We start from the raw sequence: 20,310 nt of genomic DNA, 5'->3' as shown, positions 1-20,310 counted from the left end.
GGCGCTTTGTTAATTTTTTGCGATACGTTATGGCGGAAATTTGAACTCTTGGTGGAAAGGATTTAGCGCTTGAACGGCCGGTGAGACTCAATATTTCAAGCACTTAAAAACTAATGATCAATCACATTATAGATGCGGTGATGATGTCTGTCCGACGACAATAAAAATTCATATTATTTTCAGTGTACAACTGTACGCTGAAAGTTTAAGCTGATTCAGTTGATGATAAATGGGTTGCGAAATGAGCGTATTGACCAGTGGCTACAGTGAGCGTGAAGAGAAACTGAATGTTGCTTCTCATGGGATTGCTTTGTTGATTGCGATCATCGGTTTAGTCATGTTAATCATTAAGGCTAATGGTTTGATGGCGGTGAGTGCGGTGACAATCTATGGAAGCGCATTGATCCTATTATTCTTGGCTTCGTCCTGGTATCACGGGTGTCGCAATGTCACTTGGAAGGCAGGCTTAAAACTGTTTGATCATTCTGCTATTTACTTGTTAATTGCCGGAACTTATACCCCTATTTTGTTGCTTCGCTTTGAGGGGATGCTATCGTGGGGATCGATGTTGATCATATGGGGCCTCGCGATTTTTGGGGTCGCTTTTAAGCTACTCACTGGCACTCGCTTTCCTAAAATTTCCTTGAGCACTTATCTCATTATGGGATGGTTATCGTTAGTGCTCGCTTATCCTATGTACTTGAATATCGCCACCCTAGGTCTCGTCTGGTTAGCTGTTGGCGGTTTGTTGTTTAGTATTGGCGCGCTTTTTTATGTCGCTAAACATCGAGTCTACAGCCATGCGATATGGCATGTATTTGTGGTGGCGGGCTGCGCTTGCCATTTCGCGGCGATATATCATTATATTGTTTAGGGCAGCCAGACCAGCTTTGGCAAGGCGCTCAAGTCTAGTTTATCGCCGCGTTTTGCGGCGACTAAAGCTCTGGGGGGCGGACTGAGTTGCTCATTGATAGCGGCGATTAAACCTTGTTGAGCTAGTGGTTCGCCATGTACTAAAACTAAGGGAGGGCTCGCTTTAAATTGGTGATACCAAGCGATGAGTTCCGCTTGGTCTGCATGGGCAGATAAACCGCCCACGGTATGTAGTTTAGCCGCCACTTTCACTGGTTTACCATGAATGGTGAGGTAATCTGCCCCATCAACCAGTAGCCTTCCGGGAGTGCTAATTGCTTGATAGCCGCATATAATGACATCACATTCGCTGCGCCAAAGATTATGCTCTAGGTGGCAACGGATCCGGCCGCCATTACACATGCCGCTGCCAGCGATGATGATCAAACCGTGATTGATATCGTTGAGCGCCATCGACTCTTCGGTGCTTTCTATAAATTCAACATTAGACAATAAGGGATGCTCGCCAGGGTGTTGCCGAGTAAAGCGCTTAAAGTCATCATCCATTACCGGATAATTATTGATGTATACCTTGGTTGCTTCTATCGCCATTGGACTATCTAAGCAAACCTTCCAACGAGATAAATCCCATTGTTTGGCATAAAGATGAAATAGGTAGAGCAATTCTTGGGCTCGGCCCACCGAAAAAGCGGGGAGTAAAATATTACCTTGACTATGGCTGATCGCAGCGGCAAATATTTGTTCCAGTTCGGTGATGGTTTCTTCCCAAGAGCGGTGAAAACGATCGCCGTAGGTGCTTTCCATTAATACTAAATCGGCATCATCAATGGCAACCGGATCGTTAAGAATTGGCATGCCTTCTCGGCCTAGATCACCACTAAAGACAATTTTTTTCTGACCGGTGGGGTCGGTTAACCATAGTTCGACCAAAGCAGAGCCAAGGATGTGCCCCGCATCGGAGAGGCGCAGTTCAATACCGGGGAAAATGCTGACTCTTTGTCCGTAGGTAATGGGCAAGAACTGCTTTATTGCTTGTTCGACATCGCGTTCGTCATAAAGTATATCGATCGTGGGAAGATTGTTTTTCAATCGCTTCTTATTGACTCGTTCGGTATCGCGTTGCTGCAACATGGCGGCATCTTTGAGCATGATTTCGGATAGTTCTGCCGAGGCCTTATGAGTGTAGATCGGCCCGCTAAAACCTGATTTCACCAGTTGTGGGATCCGCCCGGAATGGTCGATGTGGGCATGACTAAGAATGACAGCATCGATGCGACTCGGATCAAAATAGAAGTCTTGATGATTGCGTAGGGCATCAGTTTTGCTACCTTGGATCAACCCGCAATCTAATAGGATCTGGCGATCATTGATGGTGAGTAAGTGACAAGATCCCGTGACTTCTTCGGCGGCTCCTAAAAAGGTGAGTGTCATGTCCATAAACCAACTCCAATGACTTGTTTCTTCTAAGGATAGGCTAGTTTAATGAAGTTACTCGCGAGTTGGCTCACGGCATGAAGGGATGGATGATTGAGAACGGGAACTGAATTAAACCGCTCATCGGAAGGATGAGTACCAGCTGGCAAAAAGTAAACTGGTACTCATTAACGATAACTTAGGCCTTCAAAGTCGCCAGTTGGTCATTGAGTAACAGGGCCAATTGAGATAATTCGGTGCTGAGATTTTCAATATCATGAGTTAAGGCATTTTGCTGCTCAGCCGCTTCACCCATGCCGCTAATATTATTATTGATATCGCCGCTGACATGGCTTTGCTCCTCCGCTGCGGTCGCAACTTGAGCGGCATTGTCGTTGATGGCCGAAATACTAGCGACCACGCTATGCAACTGTTCGTAGCTACCTTCGGTATCTAAAGCTGTTTTGTTGACTTGTTCTCGACTGGTGGATATTAAATCTACGGTTGCATTCACATCACTTTGTAAGGCTTGAATCAACTGGTTAATTTCTTCGGTGGAGCTTTGGGTTCTTCCTGCAAGATTACGAACCTCATCGGCTACAACCGCAAAGCCGCGTCCTTGTTCACCAGCTCGAGCGGCTTCAATGGCGGCATTTAAAGCTAATAAGTTGGTTTGCTCGGCGATACCGCGAATGGTTTCTAAAATACTGTTAATATCTTGGCTGCGTCCGGCAACCTTGGTGATTCGCTCGCTAATTCCTTCCATACTTGATGATACGTCGCGGATCTGTTCCACAGAATATTGAAACTCTTGCTGAGTTTGACTGAGCTGTTGCTCGGCTTTTTGGGCGTTACTGGCAGTACCATTGGCCAGTTCGGCGACTTCTCCGGCGCTGGATGACATCTGATTGACCGCGGTGGCGACATTGTCGGTTTCATTATGTTGGCGGCGACTTAAGCTACCAGAGGTTTGAGCATTTTTTGCCAGTTGCTGTGAACTTTGAGTGAGCTGATTGGCCTGCTGTTGTAGCTGTAGCATTATTTGGCGAAGTTTTTCGGTAAAGGCATTAAATTGCAGCGCCATGTCGGTTAACTCTTGGCTCTGTTGAGCCTCCAATTTCAATCTTAAGTCACCATCTTTTCCTGCGAGATAACCCATGTGGCGGGTCATTCGAGCTAAAGAGGCTAAGAAGTTTTGTAATATCATGGTCACCACCACTAATATCACAAGGCCACCAAGCGCTGAAATTAACAACATTTTAGCTTTTGCCTGAGCTGTCGTTTCGGCAAATAATGCCTGAATTTGATTGGCATTTAATTGGGTGGCAGCAGCAGCCTGCTCGGTACTGAGTGATGCGTTCCCAAAAATCAGCATTGTCACTAACAAACAACAAAATAGTACCGTAATACTGATTAGTAATTTTAGTTTAAACGACAACTGCGCCATTATATTTCTCCGTAAATAACTAGTCTTCTAAGATCGCATACTTTTGCTCTAAGTGCTCAATTTTTATCGAGAATTGAAGAATAATTAGCAAATTAATGGTCTCGTCGCGAAGATCTTGTGAGCCGAGTAAATTATTCGTGGATTTGTTGATTGCTGGCCAGAGCGCCGTGCTTCATCGAACCACCTGCTTGGTCAAAGTATCATGGCTGTTTTGGTTTCGACGAACCGGGTTTTGTTTGATCTAAAAATAGACCTGAGCATAGGGCTTTATCACTCATGGTTTGTCATATCATGAGCCATTGAATTGGTGCCGCTGCTCTAGCTGTGGTTTTTGTTCGCTAAGGTTGGCTTTCGTTCGGTAAATACAGGGCTGAATGCTAACTAAAGAAGCTAAATTTGTCAGGTGGTTTATAGTTTTAGATAGTGATTATTTTCCTAGGTTTAGACTTTGCTTAAAGTCATCGCTTTAATCTTTATTTTTTTGAGTGCTTGCGTATTTGCGCAACCTTCGGTGGTGTTTCTTAATCCAGGTAAGCCGACGGAGAATTTTTGGGCACACGTCGATTTGTTTGCCCTCGCGGCGGCACAACGTTTAGATTTAAAATTGACAATTTTCCACGCGAAACGTGAGCAGTATTCAATGATTAAGTATCTCGAGAAGATGATTCAGCAACAGCAATTGCCCGATTACTTGATGTTGGTTAACGAGAAACAAAGCTTGCCACGAATGCTTCATTTGTTGGAAGAGCAGCCAGTTTATGTATTGATATTACTCAACGATTTAGAAGCAGTGCTGCGCTCAAAATATGCGCTAAATACGCATTGGCAACAGTATATTATTAGCCGTTTGGTGCCGAATAATTATTGGATTGGCGAACAAACGGCTAAAGCGATGTATCAGCAAGCGGGCGGGCAGCCTGGCGGAGTGGTGCTGATATCCGGTGATCGAGCCACTCCGGCCTCCAAGGAAAGGGAAGCGGGCGCTCTTAGCTTTTTTCATCAGCAAACTAATTTAAGCGTGAAACCAGTGATATATGGTGATTGGGAACAGGCTCGCAGTTATCAACAAAGCAAATCTTTGCTGCGTCGATATCCCCAACTCAAATATATTTGGACGGCCAATGATCATATGGCTTTTGGCAGTTTGCAAGCGATACAAGACATTGGTAAAAGCGCTGGAAAAGATATTTTTTTAAGTAGCGTGAATGTTTCACTAGAAGCACTCAAATTAAGAGAGCAGGGACAACTCAGCGCGCTCGGGGGAGGACACTTTATGGCTGCAGGTTGGGGTTTACGCCTAATTCATCTGCACTATCTGGGTTACGCACTGCCGTCAAATGTGACGCTACCGATGTTCAGACTAGTACAACCAAATACAGAATTTTATCAACAGCTCAAAGCGCAAGACTGGTCTGGGATCGCCTTTGAACGACTATTTTTGGATGAGCATAATAAGCTAACACTCGAGTTTGTCCATTGAGGATGCCATGCTAAAAGCCTTGTTGAAATCGCGATCTCCAATTGCTAAAAAAATGGTGTTGCTGATTGTTGGTGCTAGCACGGTGTTTGCGTTGGTCTCGGTTGTGGTGCAGTTAGCGTTTCATTTCACTGGTGCGGTAAGACACATCGAACAAAGCGTTGATGAGTATAACCAGGCCAATATTACCGCACTTGAACAAGCCTTATGGTATATCGACTACAACTTGGTTGATGATTTGCTGCAGGCTTTGCTCAAACAACAATATGTGGGAATGCTTAAGTTAGAAGTTAACGATGAGCTGAATATTGCTATCGGTGTGGCTGAGCTGAGTGAGAAAATTTACGTTTATCCCTTGGTTTATCAACAGCAAAACCTTGGTCAATTAAGTGTCGGTTTAGACTTATCGGTGGTGAAACGTGATATTGTAAATCAAGCTTTGGTTATCTTTCTGACTAACGGCTTTAAGACGTTGTTGATGACTCTTATTATTCTGCTATTGGTGACGCGTCTGGTCACTCACGACCTACACCGTTTAGCCAAGGTGGCGGATCAAATTTTCACCAAGCAGCAGCAAATCGTGCAATTGCCAGATCAGCTATTGCAACGTAACGATGAAATTGGCTTGGTTGCGAGTTCAATGCGGCAATTGCAACATCGTTTTCAGCGGGGGTTGGATGCGCGTTTAGCTGCCGAATTACAGTTACATCAACATCGAGAGGAGCTGGAAGCTACCGTTGAACAGCGAACGGCTTTGCTGAATTGGCAAACCGAAGCCAATAAACTGTTATCCGAGATATCACTGTCCTTTCTTACTCAAGGCTCCACGGATGAGTTATTACAACGTGCGCTTGCTATCATTGGTCGTTTATTTGCGGTGGAACGGGTCTGTATCTTTACTTTTGAAGGCCCGTTGGCGGTTTATCGAAATGTTTGGACGCTTTTTGAGCAAGAGGTCCGACTCGATCCGATTGATTTAGAGCCATTGAGATTGCTGAATGCATATTTGCGCGATGCGACACCCTTTACCGTGAATGATATTGAAACGGTTAAGCAACAGGCGGAGCCTGAATATGATTTGTTGCGCGAGCGTGGTATTAAGTCTTTTGCTGGTTTTCCTTTACACGATGGCAAGCAGACTTTTGGTTTGCTGAGCTGTGCGAGTCTGAATTATCGATCGATATGGCATGATCATCAGGTAACGCTGTTGAGCCAATTTGCGACCGCGATTACTAGTTTGCTGATCAAAGAAAAGAAAGAGCTGGCACTGGTGCGATTGCAGTCTGAATTACTACAAGCAAATCAACGCTTATTGGTATTAGCCGAAACCGATGAGCTAACCGGCTTACTGAATCGCCGCCCCTTTAAGCGTGAACTTACTCGAGCAATTGCGAGTGCTCGTCGTCACAAGTCTAAGCTTGCCGTGATGATGGCAGACCTCGACTATTTCAAGGCTTATAACGATCGCTATGGGCATTTGCAGGGGGACGAAGCTTTAAAATTGGTGGCGAAGGCTTTAACTTCGGTGGTTCAGCGTAGCGAAGATTGTGTTGCGCGAGTCGGTGGTGAGGAATTTGCGTTGCTGTTAACCGACGTGAATCAAGATGAACTACCTTTGATGGCCAGGCGAATCGTAGAACAGGTGGCGGCTCTTCAAGTTGAGCATCAGGATTCGCAAGTGAGTCCAGTGTTGACGATTAGTTTAGGCGGGGTATTGCTGAGCTCGATGTCGGTTGATGATAACAACGAGATACTCCAGATGGCCGACGATTGTTTATACGATGCCAAACACCAAGGGCGTAATCGTGCGGTACTTGATTTAGTGAGTGACTGAGTCGATGTTGTTTGCAAATATCCATAGTAAACATATCGCTGTGCATTGTTTTGGATAGCTCATTTGCGAGGTTGTATATGACTCATACTCGAATGATGAAATGGACGATTAACGCTTATGTGGGTTGCGCATTATTGGCGTGGCTTGTTGCGGTTTTCAGTGGAGTACTTACGGAGGCTGAATCAGGCCCGAAGCTATGGATTTTTCCACTCAATTTTGAATTGACCTTAGTTGTATTATTGTTCAGTTTATTGGCTGCTTACTCCTTACGCTACGGCAGTATTCACGGCCGTTTGCTATTGTCTGGCCTTGCCTTGATTGATTTGCTTAATATGATATTTACCAATCCCTTGGTACAGTCCTCGTTGGTCTCTTCGCTTGATGTACTGAGCATGCTTGCCTTGTTTGTTTTATTGTATATCGCTTGGACCAATACTTTGGCTGATAAGGTGAAACGCTTACAGGCATACCAGCATCAGCAAGTAAAAGGTAAAAGCATCCAATCGCAAGCCGAGCTCCAACCTAAGCCACAAAATGAGTCACAGCACAAACCACATCGCCCTGAGTAATGCTGGGAAGCCAAGAGAAACCCTGTTTAAGGGCATCTTTTTTAGTGACAAGATTAGCTGCAACTAGCGGCTCTCAACATCAGAGTCATCATCGAAGATGAGCGTGCTTAGCGTGAGTCACTCACGATAGCACTAGAAATGTCAGCACCTTCAGCAAACAATGAAAGGCCTGAAAGCAGCCAAGCTTGGCATGTCGTCAGTCCTACTGAGCATTACGGAGTTTAAATAAACATTGAAGTATTAGACAATCCTACTCAACAGCCGATTGATTATCTCGATAAACAAATCAAGGACTTTAACTCGCCAATTGGGAAATTACCGAAAGAATTCCGCTCGTGGTTCAACTGAAAAGTAATACCGGTGAGGTGATTGCTGGTGCGATCACTCGCTCTTTTGGTGATTGCTTGTTATTGGATACGCTAGGGGTTTGTGAAGCATTACCCGGTCAAGATATTGGTCGTCAAATTTTAAATAAAGTAGAGCAAGTGGGGAAATTTCGGGCTTGTCTTAAGTGCTTCTTGCACTCACTAGATTTTCAAGCCATGCCCTTTTATAAACCGCAGGATTATCAAGTGTAGTGGGTGCAAGAAGGTTACCCCAAAACGGGCTGTCAGTACTTCATGGTGAAACAACGATAGTGTTGCCAAGACATGTTGTAGAGCGTGTTTCAATTTTCTACGAGGTGCTGAGAGGGCAGTGATAGATCACTGGCTATTGCAGGCGAAATCAGCGGATAGATGTTCCGTTGAAGCTTTAAACCATGGTCGTTGATGGGGCTCGCTTTGGCATTTTGAGACTTCGCCAAGCCTCATGCCCCTCACTTCTGAAATCCGTGATTTATTTGATGTGAAATACTTTTAAGACATTACTTCGCTGAGGATTAAAATCCCTTTGAGTCATGATTTGCTTGGTTGCAGCTGTTGGCAGTAGCTCCATAAATAGAGGCTTCCGAATAATACGCCGGGTAGCATCGCTTGCTGCCAATTTGGGGTATGTTGCCACAGGTGTAACAGGCTGGGAATGCTCAGCATTACCAACCAACTTAGCAGCATTGCTAAGTAACGGATGTGCTGGTGATACCCCCAGCGTTGCAATACTGCTCGAGCGACATAACTAATCAAGGCCGTTGAAACAAACGCGTAGCTGCCTTGTACCAGTCCGGCTCTTAAGCTGACAACTGGCCCATATTCCCGATTAACCAAAGCGGCCCAAGCGCCGTATCCCAGTGCCGCTAAGATGGCTATTTGCCAAGGGCTGAGGCCATTCACTAACTTGCTGTAGCGCTGTATCATTTCAGTACACTGGGCCAGTTTTTATCGGCGTCTGCAATATAGTTATCGCGTTGCGCGAGCCATTTTTTTTGTATTTCGGCATCGTAATTGAGATAGAGCTTACCTTGGTTCACGGTGAATTGCTCTGGCTCAATACTGGCGGTGCTATTGTTGGCGACGGCATAGGCGCAATAGCCGCCATACTGTGGGGCATATTTTTCCGGTTGCGCCTTAAACATGGCGAGATGTTCGGCATTACTAAATTGCCAGATCGCACCCTGCCACTGATATTGGTATTGCTTGCTGCCTTCTATCGGCGCATTGTCGGTGAAGTAGGCGACGCTGTCGTAGCCTTTAATTGCTAAATTGTTATACCAAGGCGTATAAATAGCATCGGCGGCGTAGCTGGTGCCAGATAGTAGTAGCAAACTAAATAGGAGCTTTTTCATCATGGTTCCTCTCTCATTGACTGGGGGTAAGGCGGATTAACTGGCGCTGCTGTCTATGCAATGACTGCCAGTCTCTTTTTGGATTTGCCGCTTGGTTGCGCCAGTGCGCTAAACTGTTTTCGGGGTAGTAGTTAAAATTAAGATTTTTCCTACCGAGGACCACTTGGCATATGCTTTTGCTGTGAGCATCTTGGCGATCCATTAATACGGATTCATTCGGCTGCTTGCCTTGTTGGAGGTGAACGGCTTGCAGTACACCGTTGGCCAACTGTTCTGCATTCTGTTTGAGATTTTCCTCCTGACTTTGCCACCATTGCGCAAAGTACTGTTGGCGCTTGGCGATAATCCGCTTGGTATCTAGCGCCGAAGAACTGAATAGCAGCGCTTTTTGAGTGACTGGACTGGTGCTGAGTTGTTGGCCATTCCAGCGGTAGTGTTGACATAAGTGTGGTGACATCATCAATAAATCGAAAGGATTATAGTCACGGTAATCTTGGTTGGTTAAATGTTCTTCAAGTGCTTCGGCTGCGCCAACATTGAGCGCCTGTGGAATGATGGTTCCGCGGCTTGGCGCATCGCTGTGCTGTGGATCTTGATAACGATTGAGTAAGGCCAGCGTTACCCCATGATTGTTCACTCCAAACCAGCTGCCACCCGCTTGAGCATCGCGTGGATATAAGAGCTGAGTGTTGCATATGCTGTGCTGGATGAGTCCGGCTTCATGACGAGTTCTTGCCTCATCACGATTCATGGTGATGACTAGCTGCTGTGGCAGGCGTATCAGGCTTAAAGTACACATTTAATTGGCCTGCTGACGCAGATAACTGGCGGTACTTGGTGCTATCCCAATTTTGGCATTTACCAGCAGCCCGAGTTCTTTAGCTACCAGCTTGGCGTAGGCGACATGGTGCACCGTATGATTAATTAGATAACAAAGTTCTCGGTCGATGCTGCTGTCAAATTGCTGGCTACACTGCTGCACACTGGAAATTTCAGATTCAACTCGAATGGGCGCGTCTGCGAGCGTAGTCTCGCTTACCGAAAACCAATGGTTCAGTTGGTGAATGAGTTGTAATGCAATCATTGGGTCCTGTTCTAACTGACTGTCGCGATGACGCTGATTGTAGTCGATACAGCCTTGTTTAATACCTTGTTGTAGTGCTAAAAAGTGGTCCAAAATATGTCGCACATGGCGTCCTATCCCAGATTCACTGTGTCGTGAGGGTTGATTGTAGCGTTGTCTATCACTGGCTTCGACTAAGTGTTGTACTTGTTGCAATGCCCCGATGGTTGCCTTATGCAGCGGCTTCATTATGTCTCCATTTAGTTAAAAATATTTCACTACCCGTTTGACCGAGATAACGCCGTAAATATTTCTGAGGGGTCTTTCTAAGATCAACAATAATTAACCCATCGAGTGATTGATTGAAGCGGTTGTTCACCGAGAAACAAACAAAACGACCGTTTAGCGCTAAATAATGACGTAATAAAATTGGGATCGATTTCCCCGGTTCGCATTGCCCAATCAGTTTGTTTAAGATGGCGATATTACTTAAGGATGCGAGTACCTTGGTAGTCCATACCTTGCCTTTAACCTTGAGAGGCACCATTGGCTTGACGTCATTTAAGTAACGTTGTTCAGCCCGAAAGGCAGAAATCATAGAGTCAGATATAAAAGCTTGGGCGAGCTCAGAATGCTCTTGAGAGATACTGACACAGCCAAATAAGGTGTGATATTGCGGATGTTTGGCAACATAGTGACCAATCCCCTGCCAAAGCAAGTCGAGAGCCCGCGGATGGCGTTGATACTTAGGAACCACAAACGACCGCCCCATCTCCAGACAGTCACCCATGCGTTGCAGATATTGTGGTTCAAAATCATACAGAGAGCGGCTATATAAGGCTTTAATGCCATGTTGTTTCACAATCTCATTGGCTTGACCTAAACGATAACCGCCAACTAAGCAATTGGCTTGTTTATCCCAAACAAACAGGTGCAGGTAGTGAGGGTCAAACTGATCACTATCGAGTGGTTTTCCGGTGCCTTCGCCAGCGGCTCTGAAGGTGACTTCTCTGGCGAGAGCTATTTCATCCATCATCGGGCCTAATCGTGAGTATGGGGCACAATAGACTGCAAAGTTGCGTCGTTCGAGTAACATGCAATCTTCGAGCGCTTGTAATTGCTGACGTAATTGTTGGCGGCCATGGGGCAGGCTTTCAACCAAGTGTAGCGGGGGATATTTCGACACCAGCTTGGGAGTGGTGAGTGGCGATAAACTCAGTAGGTCGGTGGCGACTCGAAAATAATCAGTCACGGCTTGCTCATCGGCTAAGTCTTGATAGTCCTTAGGGGCAATCGTTTGACCTAGCTGCAGGGTAAATTCACGGCCACGTTTATTCACCAGTTCTCGGGGCAGCAATAGAGTTCTGAGTCGACGATGTACGAGGCCGGCTAAATAAAACAGCTTCGAGTTGCGGCCTGAGACAAAACAGGGTAGTACCGTCGCCTGATAACGCAGCGCCAAACGACCAACCAAAGTATGCCATTGACGGTCTTCAATTTTGCCGGTGTCGGTATTGATGGCCGAGACCATGCCCGCAGGATAAATCATCAGCGCGCCGCCCTTGGCGAGGTGCTGGCAAGCCGCTCTGATCCCTTTGGCGTTAGCTTTGGTAGCATTTTTTGATAATACATCCACCCCAATGAATAGCTGGTTAAACTCGGGAATATTGGCCAATAGTTGATTGGTGAGCACCTTTAAGTCTGGCCTCACTTGTAGCAGTTGCTCACTCATCGCGACGCCTTCTAAACCGCCTAAAGGATGATTCGCCACAATCAATAGTGGGCCTTGTTGCGGGATAGTTTGAAAGATTTCAGGATTGTTGACCAATAATGAGAAATCCAGGCTGCGCATAGTATGACGTAAAAACGTAGCGGCGATGTGCTGCTTATCGGCGTGCCGTGGCCGACTTGCATAGTGCTTGGCCAAGGGCGAAAGAGCCAGTACCTGCTCAAGGATGCGTGCCAGCCATTGGGGACGCAGCTTTAGCTTAAATGGGTTATCGAATTTTTGCATGGACTGCTCCTTAGTCTGTTTCTGGGTAGCTAGCGCTTAGTTCGCGCTCGTGTTTCCAGCGAACCAGCAGTTCTTTAAATTTTGGTGGTTGATAGCCTCGTTTACGATTTGCAGCGCCGAGTTCGAACAGGGTTTTATATTGAAACAGCAATGAGCGGATTGCTTCTCGAAAAGAGGTATTGCGATCCCAAATATGTAGTGATTCAGAACTGGCGCTATTGATCTCCACTATTTCTAAGTTTTTGCCCTGTTGTAACTGCTCTATATCGGCAAATTTTATATCCATGCGGCCGTAATAAAACTCTGGTAGATCAGCCATGATCCGATTGATTGCAGCATTCAGTTGTGGCGTGATCAGATGCTGAGCATCGCGGAAAATAGCGCCACGACAGTGGCTGGCAGAGAATACCAGCTTATAAGGTTGGTCGAGGCGGAGCACTTCATCTAATTTGTCTTGGTGACGAGATAGATATAGGTGCTGTAATTGGCTGGCGCGGGGATCAGCTTGAATGAGTTGCCTTAAGGTACTGGTTCCATCGCCGAGTACATAGGGGGTGTACTTGAGTGCCAATGAGATAATTTTCCCCTCGGCTTGTTCAGGGTGACGAACAAAAAACACGCCCGCTTCCGCTTCATAACTGGCCAGTTTTTGGAGCAACATCACGGCATTGAGTGGGTAGCTGGCTAAACATTCGCGTAATTGTTTGGTGTTGTGCAGTAACTTGACTCCTGCACCTCGACAGCCGATATCGGGTTTTCCAACCAAGGGAAATTGCAAGTCACGTTGCGCCATTAAGGATATTAAGTCTTCAACTTGGCGTTCTAGTGGTGCGCCACTGCGAGTCACTTTTAACCAACGCAGCACGGCTTGTTCGCAGTGTCCTTGCGCTTGACAGAGTAATTCACTCTTGCCAACACCAACCATGCCCGCTAACGGCAACTTGGGGTTGGCGAGTAGTGGTAAAGTGAGCGAGCGATGCCGTAGGCTTAACAGTAAGCACTGTACCACGACTGGAATGTAGACTGCCCAAGTTGGCCAAAACTCAAAGAATGAGGTGGCTTTGCCACTCATATCTAAGGCGGGCATACCGGGAGAGACATAGGGTGTGGAGGGTTTATGATTTGATGCTTGAGTCACGGTATAGAGGCGTCCAATTATATTTGTTCTGCCCTATCAGACCTGAGAAACCCAATAAATAATTCAAGGTCTTCAAATTTAGTCCGCTGACAAGTGGGTAAGGATTTTCAAATTATGCTGAATATGGCAATAAAAGGGCTTCTTAAGCTGACTTTATGTCTCGGCTAGATTGGTCGTAGTGGGCAGTGAAATGCCAGTGTTGACCAATCGTCATGAGGGATTTAGATGAAGATAAGGGACGTTTAATTTATGCTATTGCGGCCAGGGATGAATCGTGTTTCATCTCCAACAAGTATCCCCTAAGGCTCTAGGAAGTATTTCGATGATCATACAAGACTTGGTACTGCTCGCCGGTGAGCGGCGTTTAGCAATCAAACATTGGTCGATAGCAGCAACTGAGCACTGGGCCATTTTAGGCCACAGTGGCAGTGGTAAATCTTTGTTGGGGGCGTGGTTCAATGGTGAATTAATTGCTCAAGCTGGCGAGTGTTGCGGTGCGCCGGAGCGAGTGGCTTTGGTCTCCCTAGAGCAGCAACAAGCATTGTTAGAGCGCGAGTTAGCCGAAGATGACAGCGATTTTAGTGACCAATTCGACCCCGGACATAGTGTGGCTGAATTATTGCTGCGGGTTAACCATGAGCCAGCGCAACGACAAGCAGTGATCGAACAGTGTGATTTAAGTGGTTTGTTGGCGCGTGGTTTTAAGCTGCTCTCTACGGGAGAAACTCGCCGAGTGATGCTGGCCTTGGCCTTACTTCGCCAGCCGCAGTTATTGGTGCTCGATGAACCCTTTGCCGGTTTAGATCTGGCGCACCAACAACAGTTACTGGATTTACTGGCCTCGCTTGCCCAGCAGAGCCAACTGATGCTGATTAGTTCGCGTGACGAAGAGCTACCTGCGGCGATCAGTCATGTTGCGGTGCTCGACGATCAGGCTTTGAGTCAACAACTCACCATCGAGCAATGGCGCGAGCACCCAGAGCGTCGTTTGTTAGAGCAACAGGCTGAGCGGCAGTCATTCGCGATTGTTGAAGGTTTACGCCAACAGTGCCAATCGCCGCCATCGGGTCCCTTGTTTTCGATCCGCGATGGGCAAGTGGCCTATGCCGGTGAAACGCTATTTGAGAGCCTAACTTGGAGTATTGAAGCAGGTCAGCATTGGCAAATTCGGGGGCCGAATGGCTGTGGTAAGAGCACTTTACTTAACCTGATCTTTGGCGACCATCCCCAGTGTTATAGTAATCAAATTGAAGTCTTGGGTTATTCTCGGGGAAGTGGCGAAAGCATTTGGGAAATTAAACGGCAAATTGGCATGGTTTCCTCGAGTTTACATTTGCAGTATCGGGTTAACTGCAGTGCTCTGGAAGTGGTGTTGTCAGGTCTTTATGATTCCATCGGTATCTATCAACAAGTTTCGGAGCTGGAACGACAACAAGCCAAGTTGTGGTTGGAACTATTTGGTTTAACTGAGCTGGCTAACTGTGGTTTTAAATCTTTATCCTACGGACAACAACGGCTACTGCTGATTGCTAGAGCCTTAGTGAAAGGCCCCGCTTTGTTATTACTTGATGAACCATGCCAAGGCTTAGATTTTTTACAGCGTCGTTTGGTGCTGAATGCCCTTGAGCGAGTCGCAAAATATCAACTGAGTCATCTGGTGTATGTGACGCACCATCAGCAAGATGCATTACCCAGTATTCACCATTTCATCGACTTTGTGGATGGTAAAATTCAGATCAGTCGTTCGCTAGGATCTGAGTTTGGATAAGTCGGAACCGGGTCAATCAGGTTTATATCGTGATTACTATCGGCGAGGGCCCGATTACCGTCATGGTGATGAAGTGGATTTTGCTGACATTAAAAATACTTTTGGTTTTGCGGGCTTAAGCATTGGCGCTTGGGTGACTGCGCAAGAAAAGGTGCTGGCCGCAAACTTATTATTTGATGCTTTGGCTGATCTTGCTTTTCTATTAAATTTGCCGCCTCAGGCCTTGGGGTTACGCGGTCATTTAAACTTGGCCTTTGGGCATGGCGGGCAGCGTTTAGCGCAAGCCCATTACGCACTCAATTCACGAACCCTTGCCTTAGCAAAAAATGCAGGGGCAGGTGCTTTGGCCCATGAATGGTGGCATGCCTTCGATCATTATATGGCCGATAAGTTATTTGTTGAGCCCGCGGCTATCCATGATTTTGCTTCAAGTCGCTGGTTGTCTGATGATCGGCAACGCCAGCATCCATTGAATCAACGCCTCAACCGCTTGTTTGCTGTGGCTCTATTAAGCTCAGATGGACAAGATCTAAACTCTTATGTGCGACGTTCGCTGGCCTTAGATAGGCAGTTTAAGCAAAGTTATTTTAGTCTGCCAACGGAGATGATGGCTCGTGCTTTCGAAGCTTGGGTGCAAAGTCGCGAGGAACTCAAAAATGCCTATTTGGTGAGTGGAACCAAGCAAAGTGAGCTTGCTCAAGCAGGGGCTTACCCAGATTCCGAACATCTGCAGCGGATTGGCGTTGCGCTACTGGCTTATTTTGAATCACTGGGTCAAGCGTTAACCCAAACTGAACTCTAATATTCATTTTTCTTGTAGCAATCAATCGTTCACACATGGATTTTGTATAAGCGCTGAAGAGTAAGCTAAGCTTTATAGCGATGGTTTGTTGAATGCGCTTAACTTTTAATTCACATTATGGACATTATTCGTATACTTAATCACTCTATTGTTATTTTACGTTTTATAGCTTAGCTCTAAGTAAACATCAAGGAACAAGGAATGTTGCGAGTTATATCAGCAGGTTTGCTGGTTGCTTGGTTAGCTATTTTGCCAGCGGTTGCAGAGCAGGTCGATTTGCGGGTACTGGCTTGGCCCGGTTATGCTGACAGCGATATTGTGACCGTGTTCGAGAAACGCTATCAAGTAAAAGTTAAAGTTAGTTATGTGACTAACGATGATGATATGTGGCTACGGATCGGTCATCAGCAGGGGGCTGATTTTGATGTATTTGCGGTGAATAGCGCCGAATTGCAGCGTTACATCAACGCTAATTTGACCCAGCCGCTCAATCCAAAACTACTGCCGAATGTGCTTCATCAACGGTCTCGCTTTAAGGCATTGCAATCGATCCCGGGAGCGACTCGCGGCGATGCCGTGTATGCGGTACCTTATACCTACTCTGAAATGGGGCTTATTTATAATTTAGCCATGTTTAAACAGCCTCCTACTAGTTGGCAGGTATTATGGGATCCCCGTTATCGTGCTCAAATTTTGGCTTATAACGGCAGTTCGCATAATTACTCTTTGGCGGCGATGGTCGAGGGGGTTGCTAATCCGTTTCAATTGGATGAGACGCAATTCAGGCAAGCCACCGAACGTTTAGTGGCTTTGCGACGGAATGTATTGACCTTTTATGCTTCCCCCGAGGAGGCGCTAGATTATTTTACTCAGGAAAATATAGCGCTGATGTTTGCTAACTATGGCGCGCAGCAGGTCAAAATGCTCACCGATGCTGGCGCTCAGGTTGGTTACGTGATCCCAAGAGAAGGAGCCTTAGCCTGGCTTGATTGTTGGGTTCTTTCGGCAGGCATGAAAAACTCAGAGTTAGCCCATCAATGGATTAATTACACTTTAGAGCCTTGGGTGAGTGAGCGTTTAACTCAGCGCCAAGGGCTGGCGAATACGATTGTACAAGATCCGCGAAGTGTTACCGAAGATAAAATTATCTGGCTACAAGCGGTAGAGGATCAGCAACGTCGTAGTCAAGTTTGGCAGCTTATTCTAAGTGGCAAAAATATGGCCACGATGGAATGACCATGAGTAATTCCATCTCACTTCGTCTTGGCTTATGGTTTTCAATGTTTGGGATCTTAGCCTCGATCGTGACGGCGACCATCAGTTATCACGAAAGCCGCGGTTTGCTCAGCCAAAGCGCCGAACGAGAACTAGCCACAACCACTCAAATATTAACCCGTGAGTTTAGTCGAACCATCGATGAAATTGCCAAAGATGCACGTTTTTTGAGTGCTATACCACAGACCGTCGGTTATTTTAGTACGCTTCAACCCGCTGAATTTGCCGAGCAACTGAATTCAATATTTACCCAAAAACTGAAGTTAAACTCTTCTTATTTTCAGATCCGTTTTATTGGTGCCGCCGACTTTGGTCGAGAGTTGATTCGGGTGGACCGTTTAAGTTCTGGTGTGGTTTCTCGCAGCCCTTCTGAGTTAGAAGAAAAAGCTCATTATCCTTATGTTTTTCGAACGTTGCGGCTTAGTCCGGATGAAGTTTATCTATCGGATATTGAAATTCATACCGAGCAGGGCTTGGAAGTGGATTTGCATCATCCAACTTTAAAGGTTGCTTCGCCAGTGTATGTTGATGGTCAGACGCTCGGTTTGGTGGTGATTAATGTAAGTTTGACCCAATTGTTTAGTTTATTACAGGCGGATTTACCAAAAGGTGTTGATATTTATCTGAGTAATCAGCACGGTGATTATTTAGTGAATCCAGATTCTGATAAGCAGTTTGGTTTTCATTTTGGCCACCGCTATTTAATTCAACAAGATTTTCCCGAAATGGAAGCGTTATTTAGTAACCATCAACCGCTGACCTATGTATTGCCCTCCTCTGTTGGCGTGAATTACCAACGGGCGGTATCATTTACTGCGTTGTTTTATGGTTCTATCACCAATCAAAAAATGGCGGTATTGGGTTTGGCTAGCCCTTTACCAAGCTTGAGTGCGATTATGGATGTCTTGGCTGGTTCAATGATTAAGGTGTGTTTGGGTTTGAGCCTATTGGGATTATTGACCTCACTGTTGTTTGCTCGGATTTTGTCGATGCCGATCCGTAATATGGTGGCGGCAGTGAAAGATTTTTCTGCGGGCCAGTCGTTGGATCAGCGTTTATTACCAAGCGACCGTAATGATGAGATTGGTTTACTTGCGAATAGTTTCTATGCCATGTCGCAGCAAATTAACCTGCAGATTAAAATACTGAAAGACAATGAGACTAATCTACGTCATCTCGCCAGTCACGACGGTTTGACTGGCCTGCCAAATCGAGCGCTGTTCTTGGAGCAGTTAAATGCCTCGATGCGTCAAGCACAACTTAGTGAGACTCAATTGGCAGTCGTGTTTATTGATTTAGATGATTTTAAACAGGTGAATGATAGTTTTGGTCATGCTGCGGGTGATCAATTATTGCAGCAAGTTGCGCAGGTGGTGCGAGACACCATTCGAGCGGAAGATTCGGTGGCTCGTTTTGCGGGAGATGAGTTTATGCTCGCATTGACTTCGATAGACCAGCATCAGGATGCATCGTCGGTGGTGAATAAGGTTTTAAGTCGTTTAGCCGAAGAAATATATTTGGATACTCAGGTTCATCCGGTGTACGCCAGTGTTGGCATCAGTATTTATCCGGGTGATGGCATTAATGCCGAAATGTTGATCCGAAATGCTGATGCCGCGATGTATAAAGCCAAGGAAAAAGGTCGTAATTGCTTTTGCTTTTACGACCTTAAATCAGCTCAGTCCAACAATTAAGCAGCCTGGTGTGCGATCATTGTCGGCTTGCACAGCGTGCTGTTTTAAGCGCGTTTTTTACTGGCAACATCCATCCATACTGCGAGTAGCAAAATACTGCCCTTAATGATCGATTGCCAATAGGTCGGTACATCCATCATGCTCATTCCGTTGTCCAGACTGGCCATGATAAAGGCGCCTAAAACAGCTCCGAATACGGTACCGACCCCACCCGCTAAGCTGGTACCGCCAATCACACAGGCGGCAATTGCATCCAGTTCGGCGATATTACCCGCCGAGGGGGAACCCGCGCCTAAGCGGGAGGCCAAAATTAAACCTGCGACCCCAACTAATAAACCATTAATGGCAAATACACTGAGTTTAGTTTTTTCTACATTGATCCCTGATAGGCGGCTGGCTTCGAGATTACCGCCAATGGCATAAATACGCCGTCCAAAAGCGGTTTTTTTGGCCATGAATGCGGCGATAAACATCAAAACTACCAATAGTAGTACCGGGGTGGGGACGCCGCGATAATCGTTGAGCAACAATATTGCCGCTAAGGCAAAAATTGCGATAAAACCAAATTTCAGTATATCCCCGGCAATGGGACTGTTATCTAGCTGGTGGGCACTACGGTTTTTACGTCGTTTGCCTTGCCAGGCAAAGAATACGATCAATGCGCCAACAGTGGTCATTAGCGAAAACAGATCGGGGAGATAGCTTTGGCCAATAATCGCCATACTGGGGCTGGTGGGCGCCACGGTACTGCCACCAGTAATACCGATCAGAATACCTCGAAAGGCCAATAAACCGGCGAGAGTGACGATGAAAGAAGGCACTCTGCGATAGGCAACCCACCAGCCATTCCAAAGCCCGAGCAGTAAGCCAGCACATAAGGTGAGAACAATGGTGAGAGGCAAGGGCAGTTGCCACCATACATCCATAATTGCAGCAGCGCCGCCGAGTAGCCCCATCATTGAGCCGACCGATAAATCAATCTCAGCAGAAATGATGACAAAGACCATACCGATGGCGAGGATCCCTGTAATTGCAGTTTGTCGTAACAGGTTTGAAATATTACGAGGGGTGAGGTAACTACCGTCAGTAGCAAAATAGAAAAACAGCATGATCAAAGCAATAGCGGCAAACATTACTAATACCTGTAGCTGCATTTTTTTCAGTTTATCCATCAAGTTGCCCTTGACTGCAGGGGGGGTGATGGTGGTTTCTTGACTAGACAT

The 20,310-nt window shown here is 46.2% G+C and carries 18 protein-coding genes; 9 read left to right on the top strand and 9 right to left on the bottom strand.

Translation table 11 applies throughout. From position 1 onward, the window contains the following. Window positions 1-241: 241 nt before the first annotated feature. Entirely contained in the window at window positions 242-874 is a 633-nt protein-coding gene (gene trhA, locus ACRRSX_RS21675; protein WP_432455521.1) for a PAQR family membrane homeostasis protein TrhA, read from the top strand. Here the strand turns inward: trhA and ACRRSX_RS21670 are convergent. Both ACRRSX_RS21670 and ACRRSX_RS21665 read right to left on the bottom strand, forming a co-directional pair. Next, entirely contained in the window at window positions 871-2,310 is a 1,440-nt protein-coding gene (locus tag ACRRSX_RS21670; RefSeq protein ID WP_432455522.1) for an MBL fold metallo-hydrolase RNA specificity domain-containing protein, read from the bottom strand. The genes trhA and ACRRSX_RS21670 overlap by 4 nt on opposite strands. Before the next feature lie 175 nt (window positions 2,311-2,485). Next, window positions 2,486-3,733 carry a methyl-accepting chemotaxis protein gene (locus tag ACRRSX_RS21665; protein WP_432455523.1) on the bottom strand — a complete coding sequence of 416 codons (1,248 nt, stop codon included), beginning with the start codon at window positions 3,731-3,733 and terminating at the stop codon, window positions 2,486-2,488. Window positions 3,734-4,181: 448 nt separating this feature from the next. On the opposite strand from ACRRSX_RS21665, the gene ACRRSX_RS21660 reads away from it, so the two are divergent. The 4 genes from ACRRSX_RS21660 to ACRRSX_RS21645 all read left to right on the top strand — a co-directional run bounded on the left by ACRRSX_RS21660 (window position 4,182) and on the right by ACRRSX_RS21645 (window position 8,191). Next, complete coding sequence (locus ACRRSX_RS21660) at window positions 4,182-5,213, top strand: ABC transporter substrate-binding protein (RefSeq protein ID WP_432455524.1); 1,032 nt, start codon at window positions 4,182-4,184, stop codon at window positions 5,211-5,213. A gap of 7 nt (window positions 5,214-5,220) precedes the next feature. Next, entirely contained in the window at window positions 5,221-7,044 is a 1,824-nt protein-coding gene (locus tag ACRRSX_RS21655) for a diguanylate cyclase domain-containing protein (protein WP_432455525.1), read from the top strand. A gap of 77 nt (window positions 7,045-7,121) precedes the next feature. After that, window positions 7,122-7,613 carry a hypothetical protein gene (locus tag ACRRSX_RS21650; RefSeq protein WP_432455526.1) on the top strand — a complete coding sequence of 164 codons (492 nt, stop codon included), beginning with the start codon at window positions 7,122-7,124 and terminating at the stop codon, window positions 7,611-7,613. 335 nt (window positions 7,614-7,948) lie between these two features. Then, window positions 7,949-8,191, top strand: a complete 243-nt coding sequence (locus tag ACRRSX_RS21645) for a GNAT family N-acetyltransferase (protein ID WP_432455527.1) — start codon at window positions 7,949-7,951, stop codon at window positions 8,189-8,191. 318 nt (window positions 8,192-8,509) lie between these two features. Here ACRRSX_RS21645 and ACRRSX_RS21640 read toward each other — a convergent pair whose 3' ends face one another. From ACRRSX_RS21640 to ACRRSX_RS21615, 6 genes are read right to left on the bottom strand one after another with little or no spacing between them, the layout of a single operon-like run. Then, the gene (locus tag ACRRSX_RS21640; protein ID WP_432455528.1) at window positions 8,510-8,905 is read right to left on the bottom strand and encodes a hypothetical protein; all 396 of its coding nucleotides are present in this window, start codon (window positions 8,903-8,905) and stop codon (window positions 8,510-8,512) included. Further along, window positions 8,902-9,336 (bottom strand): YHS domain-containing (seleno)protein, encoded by a 435-nt coding sequence (locus tag ACRRSX_RS21635; protein WP_432455529.1) that lies wholly within the window; start codon window positions 9,334-9,336, stop codon window positions 8,902-8,904. Before ACRRSX_RS21635 ends, ACRRSX_RS21640 begins: the two co-directional genes overlap by 4 nt. Window positions 9,337-9,346: 10 nt before the next feature. Continuing rightward, window positions 9,347-10,132 carry an NRDE family protein gene (locus tag ACRRSX_RS21630; protein ID WP_432455530.1) on the bottom strand — a complete coding sequence of 262 codons (786 nt, stop codon included), beginning with the start codon at window positions 10,130-10,132 and terminating at the stop codon, window positions 9,347-9,349. Further along, window positions 10,133-10,645: a hypothetical protein gene (locus ACRRSX_RS21625; RefSeq protein WP_432455531.1), complete on the bottom strand. Its 513-nt coding sequence runs from the start codon at window positions 10,643-10,645 to the stop codon at window positions 10,133-10,135. Continuing rightward, the gene (locus tag ACRRSX_RS21620) at window positions 10,629-12,410 is read right to left on the bottom strand and encodes a lysophospholipid acyltransferase family protein (protein WP_432455532.1); all 1,782 of its coding nucleotides are present in this window, start codon (window positions 12,408-12,410) and stop codon (window positions 10,629-10,631) included. The genes ACRRSX_RS21625 and ACRRSX_RS21620 overlap by 17 nt, the downstream gene beginning before the upstream one ends. Window positions 12,411-12,420: 10 nt before the next feature. Further along, complete coding sequence (locus ACRRSX_RS21615; RefSeq protein ID WP_432455533.1) at window positions 12,421-13,548, bottom strand: D-alanine--D-alanine ligase; 1,128 nt, start codon at window positions 13,546-13,548, stop codon at window positions 12,421-12,423. Between the two features lie 322 nt (window positions 13,549-13,870). On the opposite strand from ACRRSX_RS21615, the gene modF reads away from it, so the two are divergent. The 4 genes from modF (at window position 13,871) to ACRRSX_RS21595 (ending at window position 19,087) form a co-directional block, all read left to right on the top strand. Further along, window positions 13,871-15,316 (top strand): molybdate ABC transporter ATP-binding protein ModF, encoded by a 1,446-nt coding sequence (gene modF / locus ACRRSX_RS21610; RefSeq protein ID WP_432455534.1) that lies wholly within the window; start codon window positions 13,871-13,873, stop codon window positions 15,314-15,316. Continuing rightward, window positions 15,309-16,118, top strand: coding sequence for a CLCA_X family protein (locus ACRRSX_RS21605; RefSeq protein ID WP_432455535.1), 810 nt, complete (start codon window positions 15,309-15,311; stop codon window positions 16,116-16,118). The genes modF and ACRRSX_RS21605 overlap by 8 nt, the downstream gene beginning before the upstream one ends. Before the next feature lie 201 nt (window positions 16,119-16,319). Next, on the top strand, window positions 16,320-17,354 hold the full coding sequence (locus ACRRSX_RS21600) for an extracellular solute-binding protein (RefSeq protein WP_432455536.1): 1,035 nt from the start codon (window positions 16,320-16,322) through the stop codon (window positions 17,352-17,354). A 2-nt stretch (window positions 17,355-17,356) separates the two neighbouring features. Then, window positions 17,357-19,087, top strand: a complete 1,731-nt coding sequence (locus tag ACRRSX_RS21595) for a diguanylate cyclase domain-containing protein (protein WP_432455537.1) — start codon at window positions 17,357-17,359, stop codon at window positions 19,085-19,087. Window positions 19,088-19,131: 44 nt separating this feature from the next. Here the strand turns inward: ACRRSX_RS21595 and ACRRSX_RS21590 are convergent, their stop codons facing one another. After that, window positions 19,132-20,310: a sugar ABC transporter permease gene (locus ACRRSX_RS21590; RefSeq protein ID WP_432455538.1), complete on the bottom strand. Its 1,179-nt coding sequence runs from the start codon at window positions 20,308-20,310 to the stop codon at window positions 19,132-19,134.

It is taken from the genome of Agarivorans sp. QJM3NY_30, from assembly GCF_050870855.2.
Classification (GTDB): Bacteria; Pseudomonadota; Gammaproteobacteria; order Enterobacterales; family Celerinatantimonadaceae; genus Agarivorans.
The sequence above is the reverse complement of the archived record's forward strand: the minus strand, read 5'-3'. Positions and strand labels throughout refer to the sequence as shown.